Annotated in this window: 15 protein-coding genes, 3 tRNA genes, 1 rRNA gene and 1 pseudogene; 19 read left to right on the top strand and 1 reads right to left on the bottom strand. The window is 68.1% G+C overall.

What is annotated here, in order from left to right; translation table 11 throughout:
• The 9 genes from rrf to ispE form a co-directional block, all read left to right on the top strand.
• Positions 1 to 96 (top strand): 5S ribosomal RNA (rrf, locus tag J2Z79_RS16565); the annotation flags it as partial.
• 64 nt (positions 97 to 160) lie between these two features.
• A tRNA-Val gene (locus J2Z79_RS16560) sits at positions 161 to 235 on the top strand.
• Positions 236 to 240: 5 nt separating this feature from the next.
• Positions 241 to 316: transfer RNA gene (locus tag J2Z79_RS16555), tRNA-Glu, on the top strand.
• A gap of 164 nt (positions 317 to 480) precedes the next feature.
• Positions 481 to 556 (top strand) — tRNA-Arg (locus tag J2Z79_RS16550).
• Positions 557 to 710: 154 nt separating this feature from the next.
• On the top strand, positions 711 to 1,607 hold the full coding sequence (locus J2Z79_RS16545; RefSeq protein WP_209468013.1) for a 3D domain-containing protein: 897 nt from the start codon (positions 711 to 713) through the stop codon (positions 1,605 to 1,607).
• A gap of 63 nt (positions 1,608 to 1,670) precedes the next feature.
• Positions 1,671 to 2,534 (top strand): 16S rRNA (adenine(1518)-N(6)/adenine(1519)-N(6))-dimethyltransferase RsmA, encoded by an 864-nt coding sequence (rsmA, locus tag J2Z79_RS16540; RefSeq protein ID WP_209468012.1) that lies wholly within the window; start codon positions 1,671 to 1,673, stop codon positions 2,532 to 2,534.
• Positions 2,535 to 2,595: 61 nt separating this feature from the next.
• Positions 2,596 to 3,075 (top strand): ribonuclease H-like YkuK family protein, encoded by a 480-nt coding sequence (locus tag J2Z79_RS16535; protein WP_209468011.1) that lies wholly within the window; start codon positions 2,596 to 2,598, stop codon positions 3,073 to 3,075.
• 172 nt (positions 3,076 to 3,247) lie between these two features.
• Entirely contained in the window at positions 3,248 to 3,526 is a 279-nt protein-coding gene (locus J2Z79_RS16530) for a Veg family protein (protein ID WP_209468010.1), read from the top strand.
• 62 nt (positions 3,527 to 3,588) lie between these two features.
• Positions 3,589 to 4,491 (top strand): 4-(cytidine 5'-diphospho)-2-C-methyl-D-erythritol kinase, encoded by a 903-nt coding sequence (gene ispE, locus J2Z79_RS16525; protein ID WP_209468009.1) that lies wholly within the window; start codon positions 3,589 to 3,591, stop codon positions 4,489 to 4,491.
• Here ispE and J2Z79_RS16520 read toward each other — a convergent pair.
• On the bottom strand, positions 4,460 to 5,719 hold the full coding sequence (locus J2Z79_RS16520) for a D-alanyl-D-alanine carboxypeptidase family protein (protein ID WP_342589525.1): 1,260 nt from the start codon (positions 5,717 to 5,719) through the stop codon (positions 4,460 to 4,462). The genes ispE and J2Z79_RS16520 overlap by 32 nt on opposite strands.
• A 224-nt stretch (positions 5,720 to 5,943) precedes the next feature.
• Between J2Z79_RS16520 and J2Z79_RS16515 the strand changes: the two genes are divergently transcribed.
• The 10 genes and pseudogenes from J2Z79_RS16515 to J2Z79_RS16470 all read left to right on the top strand — a co-directional run bounded on the left by J2Z79_RS16515 (position 5,944) and on the right by J2Z79_RS16470 (position 13,796).
• On the top strand, positions 5,944 to 6,699 hold the full coding sequence (locus J2Z79_RS16515; RefSeq protein ID WP_209468007.1) for a nucleotidyltransferase family protein: 756 nt from the start codon (positions 5,944 to 5,946) through the stop codon (positions 6,697 to 6,699).
• A 37-nt stretch (positions 6,700 to 6,736) separates the two neighbouring features.
• The gene (gene purR / locus J2Z79_RS16510) at positions 6,737 to 7,561 is read left to right on the top strand and encodes a pur operon repressor (RefSeq protein WP_342589524.1); all 825 of its coding nucleotides are present in this window, start codon (positions 6,737 to 6,739) and stop codon (positions 7,559 to 7,561) included.
• A 7-nt stretch (positions 7,562 to 7,568) separates the two neighbouring features.
• Complete coding sequence (gene ilvA / locus J2Z79_RS16505; RefSeq protein WP_245302905.1) at positions 7,569 to 8,798, top strand: threonine ammonia-lyase; 1,230 nt, start codon at positions 7,569 to 7,571, stop codon at positions 8,796 to 8,798.
• Positions 8,799 to 8,841: 43 nt separating this feature from the next.
• Complete coding sequence (locus tag J2Z79_RS16500) at positions 8,842 to 9,072, top strand: hypothetical protein (protein WP_209468005.1); 231 nt, start codon at positions 8,842 to 8,844, stop codon at positions 9,070 to 9,072.
• A gap of 184 nt (positions 9,073 to 9,256) precedes the next feature.
• Positions 9,257 to 9,496, top strand: a pseudogene (locus tag J2Z79_RS18660) (SpoVG family protein); the annotation flags it as partial.
• 278 nt (positions 9,497 to 9,774) lie between these two features.
• Complete coding sequence (glmU, locus tag J2Z79_RS16490; protein WP_209468003.1) at positions 9,775 to 11,190, top strand: bifunctional UDP-N-acetylglucosamine diphosphorylase/glucosamine-1-phosphate N-acetyltransferase GlmU; 1,416 nt, start codon at positions 9,775 to 9,777, stop codon at positions 11,188 to 11,190.
• A 2-nt stretch (positions 11,191 to 11,192) separates the two neighbouring features.
• Positions 11,193 to 12,158: a ribose-phosphate diphosphokinase gene (locus J2Z79_RS16485; RefSeq protein WP_209468002.1), complete on the top strand. Its 966-nt coding sequence runs from the start codon at positions 11,193 to 11,195 to the stop codon at positions 12,156 to 12,158.
• A gap of 129 nt (positions 12,159 to 12,287) precedes the next feature.
• Positions 12,288 to 12,857, top strand: coding sequence for an aminoacyl-tRNA hydrolase (gene pth / locus J2Z79_RS16480; protein WP_209468001.1), 570 nt, complete (start codon positions 12,288 to 12,290; stop codon positions 12,855 to 12,857).
• 17 nt (positions 12,858 to 12,874) lie between these two features.
• The gene (locus tag J2Z79_RS16475; protein ID WP_209468000.1) at positions 12,875 to 13,297 is read left to right on the top strand and encodes a nucleoside recognition domain-containing protein; all 423 of its coding nucleotides are present in this window, start codon (positions 12,875 to 12,877) and stop codon (positions 13,295 to 13,297) included.
• A gap of 10 nt (positions 13,298 to 13,307) precedes the next feature.
• On the top strand, positions 13,308 to 13,796 hold the full coding sequence (locus J2Z79_RS16470) for a nucleoside recognition domain-containing protein (RefSeq protein WP_209467999.1): 489 nt from the start codon (positions 13,308 to 13,310) through the stop codon (positions 13,794 to 13,796).
• Positions 13,797 to 13,958: the final 162 nt, after the last annotated feature.

The raw sequence follows: 13,958 nt of genomic DNA, 5'->3' as shown, positions 1-13,958 counted from the left end.
GCCGGAGGGGATCACCCGTTCCCATTCCGAACACGGAAGTTAAGCCCTCCAGGGCCGAAGGTACTCCGCAAGGGGGAGAATAGGTCGCTGCCCGAACTAGTTTCAGCGGTAAGCGACCCCCCGGCGACTGCGTCGCCTCGGGGTCGCTGCCGGGATGTATGGGCGGTTAGCTCAGCGGGAGAGCACTTGCTTCACACGCAAGGGGTCACTGGTTCGATCCCAGTACCGCCCACCAGAGCCGGCCCCATCGTCTAGAGGCCTAGGACACCGCCCTTTCACGGCGGCGGCACGGGTTCGAATCCCGTTGGGGTCACCACAGCGCTTGCAGGAAGCGCCGACAGGCGCTTCCGAAAGCGCTAAACGTCTTTCTAGGCGCCTGCAGGCCGGCACCGCAGGTGCGGCCGAAGGCGCCCTTCGAGGGCGGCGATAACCGCACCGAAATTCAGTCCCTGCGCCTGCAGGCCGGCACCAAGTTCATCTGTGCCTATAGCTCAGTGGATAGAGCGCTTGCCTCCGGAGCAAGAGGCCCCAGGTTCGAATCCTGGTAGGCACGCCAGTCGCCCGGTGATCAGTGATCACCGGGCTCAGCCATTTGCAGGCCGTTTCTCATTGAAGAACTTGGCAGCCTCACCTGGCAGGCGTAGGAGGCCTGAAGGGCGAACTTCCGTGTATCGTATCCCGAGAACGCGATTGCCCAAGGGGGGTCGAGCATGCAACTGACGAACGTACGGCGCCGCCTGGTGGCGGGGGTCGCGGCGGCACTGATCCTGGCGGCAGCGCTGGGGGGACCGACGGCACCCCGGCAGTCTGCCGCTGCGGGGGAGGCGCCGGAAACGCTTGCGGCGGTTGCGGCCGACCGGGCGGGATCCGAAGCGGAACGCACGGCCGTGACGATCATCGACGGCGGCCGGGTCAGGTCCGTGGAGACCGCGGCGAAGACCGTCGCAGAGCTCCTGCAGGAGCAGTTCATCACCCTGGGTGAGCTGGACTCCCTCTCGGTTCCTGCTGACACCCCGGTCACCGCCGGGCTGGAGGTCAGGATCACCCGGCGTGCGGAGCGGATCGAGACCGCCGCGGAGGAGGTTCCGTACGGCACCCTTGAGCGGGCCGACGGCAGCCTTGCGCTGGGCGCCACGGAGCTGGTACAGGCCGGCGCGCCCGGGCGGAAGCTCGTGGAGCGCATGGTGCTGTACGAGGACGGCCAGGCGGTCGCCAGCCATGTGGTGGCCGAGACCGTGATCGAGGACCCGACCCCTGAGATCGTCGCCTACGGCACCGCCGGCGTGGTCTCCCGCGGCGGGCAGCAGATCCGCTACACGCAGGAGCTGGAACTGGTTGCCACCGGTTACACAGCGGGACCCGAGAGTAATCCGGGCGGCAGCGGGTTAACCTACACGGGAATACCCGCCGCAAGGGGCATCGCGGCGGTCGATCCGAACGTGATTCCGCTCTATACCCGCCTCTACGTCGAGGGATACGGCTTTGCCCTGGCGGCCGACATCGGCGGCGCCATCAAGGGGAACCGCATCGACCTCTGCTTCGATACGGTGGATGAGGCGCTGGCCTGGGGCGTGCGCCCGGTCAAGGTGTACGTGCTGCAAGACTGAGCCTCAGCCAGGGGTAGCCTTCGGCCCCTGGCTTTTCGCAGTTCAGATGGGAGTGAATCAGCCATGGATCTGGCCAGCCCCGGCGTGCTGAAGGCCATTATGGCCCGGCACGGCCTCCGCCCCCAGCACCGTCTGGGGCAGAACTTCCTGATCGACGGGCGGGTGCTCGACGCCATCCTCGCTGCCGCCGCCCTTGCCCCGGACGACGTGGTGCTGGAGATCGGCCCCGGCCTGGGCACCCTGACGCAGCGCCTCGCCGCCGCCGCAGGGCGCGTGCTCTGCATTGAGCTGGACCGGGGGCTCGTGGAGGTACTCAGGGAGACGGTGGTGGCGTCCTACCCCAACGTTGACGTGGTCCACGGGGACGCCAACAGGGTGGATTTACATAAACTGCTATCAGAGCGCTTGCCCCCCGGCCGGAAGGCCAAGGTGGTCGCCAACCTGCCCTACTACGTCACGACCCCGCTGGTGATGCGCCTGCTGGAAGAAGGGCTGCCGCTGGAGAGCATCGTGGTGATGGTGCAGCGCGAGGTGGCCGAGCGGATGGTCGCTCCGCCCGGCGGGAAAGACTACGGCGCCCTGAGCGTGGCGGTGCAGTACTACACGGAGCCGGCGGTGGTGATGCGGGTGAGCCCGGCCTCGTTCATGCCCCAGCCGGAGGTGGAATCGGCGGTGGTCCGGATGCGGGTGCGCACGGAGCCGCCGGTGGCCGCACCCGAGCGGGCGTTCTTCCGGGTGGTGAAGGCCGCCTTCGGGCAGCGGCGCAAGAGCCTCGCCAACGCGCTGACCAGCCTGGGGTTCCCGAAGGATGTCGTGCAGGCGGCCCTGCTGGCCGCGGGCATCGAGCCGGGCCGCAGGGGGGAGAGCCTGTCGCTGGAGGAGTTTGCCGCTGTGACACGGAACCTGTACTCAGCCGAAGGTGCCTGAGCCCGCGTGTGCGGCTCACCGTCGGGTGGTACGCATCCGCATCGTCAAGGGGGGATTGCGCTTGCAGGATGGTAGATTCTACAGCCCCACAAAGGGACCGCTGACCTTCGATCAACTTGTCGAGGACCTGTTGGCCTTCATGGCCGAGGAGCCCGACGGCTCCTACCGGCTGATCGTGGGCTCGGACTCGCACACGCGGACCGAGCTGTGCTTCGTCACCGCGATCATCGTGCACCGCCGCGGCAAGGGGGCGCGGTTCTACTACCGGAAGCGGCGGCAGCACCGCATCCGGAGCCTGCGGCAGCGCATCTTCTACGAGGCCGCCATGTCGCTCACCACGGCCGAGCGGCTCGCGCAGAGCCTGGCCAGCAGCGGGACGACCGGCCTCGATGTGGAGATCCACCTCGACATCGGCGAACGGGGCGAGACCCGGGAGCTGATCCGCGACGTTGTGGGCATGATCGTGGGCAGCGGTTTCCACGCCGAGATCAAACCCAACTCTTATGGAGCGTCCAAAGTCGCTGACCGCTACACCAAGTAGCAGGGTGCCGCCGGCACTCTGCTCCGGCATTCACCAGAAGTACTTGACAAGGACGTGCCGGGGAAAGTAAAATGATACTTTCCTTGACCCCGCTCGCCAGTTCTGCTATACTGACTTCGTGAAGCTATTCGCCAGCGGAGCAGACGACTGAGCGGGGAAGGTGTGGTGGCAGTTGGCTTCCAGGAGTGTTTTGGTCGACATCAAGCGTGACCTTGAGGCTTACGTCGGGGAGAAGATCCGCCTGAAGGCCAACAAGGGCCGCAAGAAGATCGTCGAGCGCGAAGGGGTATTGGAAGGTACATACCCTAACATCTTCACCGTCCGGCTCTCCGAGGCAGACAGCGTGCGGCGGGTCAGTTACAGTTACGCCGACCTGCTCACGGAGGCCGTGGAGTTGGTGGTATGCCCTTCGGGCGGCCGGGAGACCAAGTTCGGGGCACAGTCCCGGTAACAGCATGTAAATCAGAGCCAGGGAGATTCCCTGGCTCTGTCGATGTATGGAGGGAACTGGGGATGCACACCGCTGCGGCGGCGCGGCTGGAACTGCAGTGCTGCGCGAAGGTCAACCTCACGCTGGACGTCCTCGACCGGCGCCCGGAGGACGGGTACCACTACATCCGGACCATCATGGTGCCGATCTCGCTGAGCGACAGGCTGGTGCTCGAGCCGACCCCCGACGGCATCACCCTGGAGAGCGATCCCGCCGTCACCGGCCGGGTGGAGGAGAACCTGGCCTACCGGGCCGGGGTGCTCCTGCAGCGCGCCACGGGATACCGGGGCGGCGCCCGGATTGCGCTGCGGAAGGCGATTCCGGTGGCAGGCGGCCTGGCCGGCGGCTCCACGGATGCGGCGGGCGTGCTGGTGGGCCTGAACCGCCTGTGGGGCACGGGGCTCAGCGACGAGGAGCTCGTCCGCCTGGCCCTCCAGCTCGGGTCAGACGTCCCCTTCTTCGTCCACAGCCGCCCGGCCAGGGTCGAGGGGATCGGTGAGCGGATCACGCCCATCCGCCTCGCGGAGCCGCTCTGGCTGGTGATCGCCACGCCCGACGTGGCCAAGTCGACGGGCAGGGTGTACGCGCTCTTCGACCAGCTGCCCTCCGTCTCGCCGCGCCCCGACACCGCGGCAATGGAGCAGGCGCTGGCGACGGGGGACCTCCCCGGCGTCGCGCAGCGCCTGTGCAACGTGTTCGAGCAGGTGATGCTGCCCCGGCACCCGGAGATCGCCCTCCTCAAGGAGGCCATGCTGGCCGGCGGCGCGTATGGCGCGCTGATGTCCGGAGCGGGACCGACGGTCCTGGGGCTCGTGCCGGACGAGGCCGCCGGCGCGGCCCTGCTGGAACGGATCCGCCCGCTGGCGCGGGCGGCCTGGCTCGTCCGGACGCCGCCTAGTGCGGCGTGCGCGTCCGATAGGTGCTGATCACGCCGCGCGTCCCCACGGTCCGGCGGCTCCTGCCGTGTGCGCCAAGACGGCGGCGGCGCCGCACGGCGCGGACGACGGTGCGGAGCACCAGCACGGCCAGGGCCAGCGTGCCCGCCACGCTGGCGACCGCACGGGCGATGATGCCGGCGAACTGCCACCCGGTGCGGCCGCCCTCAGCCTGCGCGGGCGCGAGGGCCGCCACCGCCTCGCCGGCGACCAGCGGCACCGTGCCCAGCAGCGAGTCGCCGTACATGACCTCCAGCACGCCGATGGCCTGCCCCGCGGTCACGGGAGCCTCGACGGCCTCGGGCAGCCGGGGGACCAGCGACACGCCCGCGTCCGCCTCGCCGGCGCGGGCCGATACGGAGAAGGAGGCCGCGGCCAGCGCCGGTACGCTGGGCGATTCCCCGTCGCTGACCGGCACCTCGCCCCAGACCGAGCCCGCCGCGACGGCGTCCACCGGGTGGTACTCCGAGAACCCGAACTCGAAGAGTGCCCGCATGTCTTCGAACTCTTCGGCCCTGCTCTCGTAGCCCATGGTCACGCCGATCAGCGAGCGATCCCCCTGCTCAGCCAGCCCGGCCAGCGTAAAGCCGGCCTCCTCGGTGAAGCCCGTTTTGCCGGCGACGAAGGGCGGGTAGCTCTGCAGCAGGTCGTTCAGGAGATTGTAGTAGGTGCCGTTCTGCTCCTTGCCCGGCCAGTCGAAGGACTGGGTTGCGGCGATGCGCGCGATGACCGGGTTGGAAAGGGCCGCCCTGGCGATGACGGCCAGGTCGGCTGCGGTGGTATAATGGTCGGGGTCGTGGAGCCCGTGCGGGTTGGCAAACCGGCTGTCGGTGGCGCCGAGTTCACGGGCCGTCTCGTTCATCCAGGCGATGAAGCGCTGACGATCGCCGCCGGCCACGCCTTCTGCGATGGCGTCGGCGCAGTCGTTGCCCGATCGGAGCAGGAGCCCGTACAGGAGGTACTCCAGCGGCTCTTCGTCGCCCTCGCTGATGGAGCAGGTGGCGGAATCCGGCCCTTTGTCCACGGCGTCCCGGCTGACCCGGATCACCTGGTCGAGGTCGCCGCGCTCCACCGCCACCAGGGCGGTCAGCAACTTGGTGGTCGAGGCCGGGTAGAGCCGGGCGGACCCGTTCTCCTGGTATAACACCTGCCCGGTCCGCGCATCCATCAGGAGAATTGCATCGCCGCGCAGCACCGGAGGCTCGGCTGCGTGGACCACCGACGAGGAGAGGATAAGGATTCCTGCGCTACAGGAATATAACAAACGGCGCAACAACTACATGTAACCCCCATCTTAGGTAGGAAATCGCCTCATAAGGTTCGCTGCGCGGTGGCGTCTTCCCTCCGCTCGGCGGTGACTTGCAGGAGTTCGTGCCGCACAGCGAGAAGCAGACTGCTTGTTTCGTTCGGGTGGAATTCAAGACCAGTGGGGAGAGGTCGGGCATGCCCGTAAATGTCATCGTCCTGGCGGGTGCCGCCAACGGCGGGCCCCTGCGGGAAGTGAGCTCAGCACCGAACGAGGCGCTCGTCGAGATCAACGGCAAGCCCATGATCCAGTATGTCATCGACGCGCTGCAGGATGCGCGGTCCGTGGGGCGCATCGTCATCGTCGCGCCGCCGGGCGAGGTGGAGCCGCACGTGCACGGGAAGAACCTCGAGTTCGTCCCCAGCCGGGGCCACATCGTCGACAACGTGCTGGAGGCGCTCAAGGTGCTGCCTGCGGACGAGGAGTTCCTCGTGGTCAGCAGCGACGTCCCCCTGGTCACGGGCCGGATCATCGACGAACTCATCGCCCTCTGCCGGCAGCGGCCGGCCGACCTCTACTACCCGATCGTCGAGCGGCAGGTGGCCGAGGCGCGCTACCCGAACGTGACCCGTACCTACGTCACGCTGCGGGAGGGAACGTTCACCGGGGGCAACATCTTCCTGGTCAACCCCGCCATCGTGGACCGGGTGGAGCCGAAGATCCGTGCTTTCCTCGACTACCGCAAAAGCCCGGCAAAGATGGTCAGCCTCCTGGGCCTCGGTTTCACGCTGCGCTATCTGCTCCTGCGGAACCTGAGCCTCAAAGAACTGGAAGAGAAGGTCTCGAGCCTGCTGGACATCAAGGGCGCGGTGGTGATCTGCCCCTGGCCCGAGGTGGGCATCGACGTGGACAAACCCAGCGACCTGGAGCTGATGCGTGCGGTCTTGAAGTAGGCGGCCTGCGGCGCAGGCCGGACGGGGGGCGGTGAACATCGACCGGATGAACCGGAGCCAGCGGCTGGTGGCCATCATGAAACTGCTGTCCGAACGGCCCGGGGAGCTGCTGCCGCTCAGCCTGTTCACCGAGCGGTTCGGCACCGCCAAGTCGACGATCTCCGAGGACCTGGCGCTGGTCAAGGAGGCGCTGGAGGCGGACGGATCCGGCCGCCTGCGCACCCTCCCCGGCGCCGCGGGAGGGGTGCAGTACTGGCCGCTGCCCTCCCGGGAGGAGGAGCAGGAGACCCTGCTCGAACTCTGCCGCCTGCTGAGCGACCCGGGCCGGATCCTGCCCGGGGGCTTCGTCTACATGACCGACCTGCTCACCCATCCGATCTGGAGCGCCCGCATCGGGGCCATCATGGCGGCGCGGTTCATCGACGCCGAGCCCGACGTGGTCCTCACGGTGGAGACCAAGGGAATCCCCCTGGCGCTGATGGTCGCCCGGGCCCTGGGGCTGCCGATGGTCATGGCCCGCCGCGAGGGCCGGGTGACGGAGGGGCCGTCGGTGACGCTGCACTATATTTCGGGTTCCTCGCGGCGCATCCACACGATGACCGTAGGGCTTCGGGCCCTCCGGCGCGGCTCGCGGGTGCTGATCGTGGACGACTTCATGAAGGCCGGGACGACGGCCAGGGCCATGGTCGACGTGGCAGGCGAGATGGGCGCCAGCGTGGCGGGCGTCGGGATCTTCGTGACCACCGCACAGCCGGCCCGGAAGCAGGTGGACCAGTACGTTTCCCTGCTGACCCTGGAACACGTGGATGAAGAAGAGCGGGCGGTGCACGTGGTTCCGTCCGAACGCCCGCCGAAGGAGTGACGCTCGCTTGGTTTCGCTTGCAGACATCGAGAAAGCCAGGGATCTGCTCGCACACCTCATCAAGAAGACGCCGCTGCTCCAGAGCCCCGGCATCAGCGCACACCTGGGGCTCGACATCCACCTCAAGGCCGAGAACCTCCAGCGCGCCGGCTCCTTCAAGGTGCGGGGGGCGCTGAACAAGATCTACGCACTCACCGAGGAAGAGAAGGCGCGGGGCGTGATCGCCGCCTCGGCGGGCAACCACGCCCAGGGCGTGGCCCTGGCGGCGGGCAGCCTCGGCATCCGTGCCGTGATCTGCATGCCGGAGGGGGCGCCCATCTCCAAGATCGAGGCGACGCAGAGCTACGGCGCCGAGGTGGTCCTCCACGGCGCCACGTACGACGACGCCTACGCCAAGGCCCGGGAGCTCCAGGCCGCGCACGGCTACACCTTCATCCACGGTTTCGACGACCCGTACACCATCGCCGGCCAGGGGACGATCGGCCTGGAGATCCTGGAGGAGCTGCCCGACGTGGCCACCGTCGTGGTGCCCATCGGCGGCGGCGGCCTGATGGCGGGGATCGCCCTGGCCCTGAAGTCCCTGCGGCCGCAGGTGCGGGTCGTCGGGGTGCAGGCGGCCGGCGCCCCGGCGGTCTTCCTCAGCCACCAGCACGGCGAACTCACCGCCACGGAGTCGGTGCACACCATCGCCGACGGCATTGCCATCAAGAACCCGGGCAAGCTGTGCTGGGAGATCATCCGGAAGCACGTCGACGATGTGGTGCTGGTAGACGAGGAGGAGATCGCACAGTCGATCCTGTACCTCTTGGAGAGGGCCAAGGTGATCGTCGAGGGGGCCGGTGCCGTGGGAATGGCCGCCGTCCTCGGCGACAAGATCCCCGACCTGCGGGGGCCGGTCTGCGTCGTGCTCTCGGGCGGGAACATCGACGTCAACATCATTTCGCGGATCATCGAGCGCGGGCTGGTGAAGGCGGGCCGGTACATCCGCCTCTCCACCTTCGTGCCCGACCGGCCCGGCGGACTGCAGGAGCTGCTGGCCACCGTGGCCCAGACGGGCGCCAACGTGATCCACGTCCACCATGAGCGCTGGCTCAACAAGGTGACCATCGGCGAGGTGGAGATCAACCTCGCCCTGGAGACCCGGAACGCCCACCATGTGGACGAGATCCTGGCCACCCTGAAGGCGAAGGGCTACCACGTCTCGATCATCCCGCCGTTTCGTCCCAGCGACTGGTAGGGGAGTCTGAGCGTTTGCGCGATGACGGGGAGGAGGGATGGCGATGCTGAATCGTCCGGCTGAGTGGTACCGGAATGTGATGGCCGGCGGCGCGGTGGTCTCGCTGGCGATGGTGCCGGCTACGGCGGCGCTGCTGCACGGCAGCCTGCCGCTCTGGCTGCACATCCCGCTCGTGGGGGCCGCACTTCTGCTCATGGCGGCAGGAGCGGCCGTTGCGGGAGCAGCCGCCGTCGAGTTCCGGGCCCGCTCCGGGCAGGCGGCCAAGGCCGAATAGGGGAGCGCACCGGCGCCGGGGTCTCTGCCCCGGCGCCGGCCGCGCGTAGTGGGTGCCCCTGCGCCGTCGTGGAAGGGGGAACCCCTTGCGAACATTTGCACGGTCTTTTTCGCCCTGTTCGGGAGGAAAGAGATGGCATTACAGAGAAGTACTTCCACACAATCTCGTGAGGAGGTACTGACGCATGAGGATCACGAACGTCCGCATCCACCAGTTCGAGGGCGAGGGCAAGATCAAGGCGTACGGCACCGTGGTGTTCGACGGGGTGCTCACCGTGACGGACCTGAAGGTCGTGGCCGGTTCGAAGGGCCTCTTCGTCTCGATGCCCAGCCGCAAGAACAAGGACGGCCAGTACAAGGACATCGTCTACCCGTGCACGGCCGAGATGCGGGAGGCCATCCAGCAGGCCGTGCTGGGGGCGTACCGGGCTCTGGCCGGCAACAGGGCCCACGAGTTCGCGGCGCAGGCGGAGGCGGCGTCCGCCCGGGCTTCCGAACTGGAAGGCAACGGTTCCGAGCCCGAGGCGGTGGAGTTCGGCGTGGAGCCGGAGCTCGAGGCGGTGGGGGCCGCAGCGTGCTAGGATGCGTACGCACACGTCAGGATGGTAAGACCCGGCGCACTCTCTGTGCCGGGTCTTTTACCCTTGTATCGGTCCTGTGCTGTGGTATAATGGCTGCGGACCAAGACGGGGGGAGGAGTCCCATGTCGGACGTCACCGCCGTACTGCTAGCCGCAGGTAACGGAACGCGCATGAAATCTGATCTGGTGAAGGTGATGCATCCCATCGCCGGCAAGCCCATGATCGGCCACATCGTGGACAACGTGCGCCGGGCCGGGCTGGATGATATCATCCTCGTGGTGGGCTACCAGCAGGAGCGGATTCGCGCGTACCTGGGTGACAGCGTGCGCTACGCCGTGCAGGCTGAGCAACTGGGCACGGGACATGCAGTGCAGCAGGCTGCGCCGCTGATCGACGAGGCCGAGGGTGGTCACGTGCTCATCATGTACGGAGACAACCCCTTCATCGGGCCGGAGTTGATTCAGCGGCTGATTCGCGCTCACGTTGATGCCGGGGCCGCGGCCACGCTGCTCACGGCCGAGGTCTCCAATCCGGGGATGCTGGGCCGGATCCTGCGCGACCCGGCGACCGGCGCGTTCCTGGGGAGCGTCGAGTACAAAGACGCGACGCCGGAGCAGCGCCAGATCCGGGAGATCTGGCCGGGCATCGTGATCTTCCGCCGGCAGGGCTTCACCTCCCTGCTGGGCCGGCTCGACCGCAACAACGCCCAGCGTGAATACTACCTCCCGCAGGCCTGGGAGATCCTCCTGCGCGAGGGCGAGAAGGTCCAGGCGCTGCTGGCTGCGACGGAGGCCGAGGCGCTGGCGCCCAACGACCGGGTCGAGTGGGCCCGGGCTGAGGCTCAGCTGCGCCGCATGATCAACGAGCGACATATGCGTGCGGGCGTCACCATCATCAACCCCGACGCCACGTACATCGATGCCGAGGTCGAGATCGGGCGCGACACCGTCATCTGGCCGTTTACGTTCCTCCAAGGCAGGACGCGCATCGGGCGCAACTGCACGATCGGTCCCATGTCCACCATCGTCGCCTCCACGGTGGACGACGGGTGCGTGGTGCAGCAGTCGGTGGTGGAGGAGTCATACGTCGGTCCGGGCTGCCGGATCGGGCCGATGGCCCACCTGCGCCCGGGCTGCGAGCTGGAGGGTGAGGTGGAGGTCGGCAACTACGCCGAGCTCAAGAAGGCGAAGGTCGGCCGCGGCGTGAAGTGCCACCACCATTCCTACCTGGGGGACGCGACGATCGGCGCCCGGGCCAACATCGGCGCCGGAACCATCACCGCCAACTACAACGGCGTCGAGAAGTTCCGGACCGAGATCGGCGAGGGTGCCTTCATCGGCACCAACGTCAACCTGATCGCCCCCATTTCCGTGGGTGACGGCGCACTTGTGGCGGCGGGCTCCACGGTTGGACCCCGGGTAGAGATCCCGGCCGATGCACTCGTCGTGGAACGGGCACCGGTGGTCGTGAAGGAGGGCCGCGTGGCCAAACTGAAAGCTGCCTGGCGCGCGCGGAAGGAAAAAAGGGAGGGCGTCTAGCAGTGGTACCGTACCCGGATCGAAAGCTGAAGATCTTCTCGGGAAACGCAAACCTCCCACTGGCCAAGGCGATCGTGGAGCACATGGGGATCAGCCTGGGGAACATGAACGTGGGTCGGTTCTCCAACGGCGAGATTCGCGTGGACATCAACGAGTCGGTCCGGGGTACAGACTGCTTCGTGCTCCAGTCCGGCGTCCACCCGGTCAACGAGAACCTGATGGAACTCCTGGTCATCGGCGACGCCCTCCGGCGGGCCAGCGCCCGCCGGATCACCGCGGTGGTGCCCCACTTCCCCTACGCGCGGCAGGACCGCAAGGCCAGGGGGCGCGAGCCCATCACCGCGAAGCTCGTGGCCAACCTCATCACGCAGGCGGGCTTCCGCCGCCTGCTCACCATCGACCTGCACGCAGCCCAGATCCAGGGCTTCTTCGACACGCCGGTGGACCACCTGCAGGCGGGCCCGCTCATCGCCGACTACTTCCGCAAGAAGGGCCTGCAGAACGCGGTGGTCGTGTCGCCCGACACCGGCGGCGTGCCGCGCGCCCGCGACCTGGCCGAGCGGCTGGGCGTCGGGCTGGCCATCATCGACAAGCGCCGCCCCGAGCCCAACGTGGCCGAGGTGATGAACATCATCGGCAACGTGGAGGGCAAGGCCGCCATCATGGTGGACGACCTCATCGACACCGGCGGCACGATCGTCAAGGGGGCCGAGGCCCTGCTGGCCCGGGGGGCCACCGAGGTCTACGCCGCGTGCACGCACGCCGTCTTCAGCGGCCCGGCCTACGAGCGCCTGTCGGCCAGCCCCTTCAAGGAGATCGTCGTCACCGACACGATCCCGGTCGATCAGGAGCGGCTGAAGGACAAGATCCGGATTGTCTCCGTGGCGCCGCTGCTGGCCAAGGCCATCATCCGGATCCACGAGGACCTGTCGGTATCGAAGATCTTCGAGGAGGAGCCCCGGCTCTGATTCAGCGCCGTCCTGCGGCATCCCGGCCGACCGCCGGGGTGCCGTTTCCTCATGGTTCGGCGTTTCCGCGGGCTGGGTAACTGTGGTAAAGTAAAGCGTGTTGAAGCGCACACAGGGAGATTGGGAAGAATGCCCAAACTGATCGCCGGCCTCGGCAACCCGGGTGCCCGCTATGCTGCCACCCGGCATAATGTGGGCTGGATGCTGCTCGACGCCTTTGCCCGCAAGCACGGTGTGAGCATCGACCGCAGCGGGTTTCAGGGCATCTACGGCGAGATGCGCTGGGGCCCCGACGCGGAGAAGGTGCTGCTGCTCAAACCCCTGACCTACATGAACCTGAGCGGACGGTCGGTGGCCGAAGCCGCCCGGTTCTTCCGCATCGCGCCTGCCGATATCCTGGTGCTCTACGACGACCTGGACCTGGAGGTGGGCCGCCTGCGGCTGCGCACCAAGGGGAGCGCCGGTGGGCACAACGGCGTTAAGTCGATCATCGCCGAGTTGGGCACCGCCGAGTTTCCGCGGCTCCGGATCGGCATCGGCCGTCCGGCGCCGGGCTGGCAGGTGGTCGACTGGGTGCTTGCGCCCTTCGGGCCGGAGGACGCGGCTGCGGTCGCAGGGGTCCTGCCTCGGGCGGTAGAGGCGGTGGAGTGCTTCCTGACCGATGGCATCCTCATGGCGATGAACCGCTACAATGCGTAGGGAGCGAGGGATCTCGGGTGGATCTGGCGGCGTCGGTGAAGCGCGGTACGGGCGCCGGCCTCCGCGTTCTGTGGGAGCTCGGTAAGGTGATCGTGCCGGCCATGGTCGCCATCAACGTGCTGGAGCAGAGCGGCTGGCTCACCCGCCTGTCGGACTGGCTGGGACCCTTGATGGGGATCTTCGGCCTGCCCGGCGAGGCGGCGCTGGCGCTGGTCTCGGCCAACGTGGCCTCGATCTACGCCGGGCTGGGCGTCGTGGTGGCCCTGGGCCTCTCCGCCAAGGAGACGACGATCGTGGCCGCCATGATGATGATCAACCACGCCGCCATCTCGGAGACGGCGCTGGTGGCCAAGGCGGGGGCGCGCGCCGGCTGGGTGCTGGCGGCCCGGACCGCGGCCATGGTGGTCGTCGCGCTCCTACTCAACTGGCTGTTGCCCTAGGAGGGTGCCCATGGCCTGGTTGACGTGGATCTGGGACGGGTTCGTCGCCGGCGTGCTGGAAGTCGCCCAGCTCTGGTGGCTGGTTCTCCTCTTCATCGCCATCCAGTTGCTGAAGGACTCCGGCGTGCTGGCGCGCGCCGCGCGGTACATGGCCCCGGTGCTGCGGCCCCTGCGGCTCCCCGCCGACGCCAGCCTGCCGATGGCGGCCGGGCTGGGCATCGGGCTGACCTACGGCGCCGGCATCCTCATACAGACGGGCCGGGAAGGGCAGCTGAGCCGGAACGAGCTGACGGTGCTGTGCGTCTTCCTCGGCATCTGCCACGCCGTGGTGGAGGAGACGATCCTCTTCTCCGCGGTCGGCGCCGACGGGCTCCTGCTGCTGGCGATCCGGTTCGGGTCGGCCGCCGTGGCCGGTTGGCTGGCCGCACGGGCGTGGCTGGCGCGGCCCGCCCTGGCCGGCGCCGTGACCGAACCAGTGCGCGGTGCGCAGGTCCGGTAGTCGCATAGCTTGATGCGCCGACGGCCAGACTTGCGCGTGGCGACTCGGGCTGTAGCCCCTCCCCCTGGGGCTAGAGCCCTTCGCGGCGTTTGCTCCTCGGGGGGGTACACACCCCCACCACAGCCGCCGGGACCGGGCGGCGCTTCTCGGGGAGGTTCCTTC

Origin of the sequence: Symbiobacterium terraclitae (genome assembly GCF_017874315.1) — a bacterium.
Classification (GTDB): domain Bacteria; phylum Bacillota; class Sulfobacillia; order Symbiobacteriales; family Symbiobacteriaceae; genus Symbiobacterium; species Symbiobacterium terraclitae.
The sequence above is the reverse complement of the archived record's forward strand: the minus strand, read 5'-3'. Positions and strand labels throughout refer to the sequence as shown.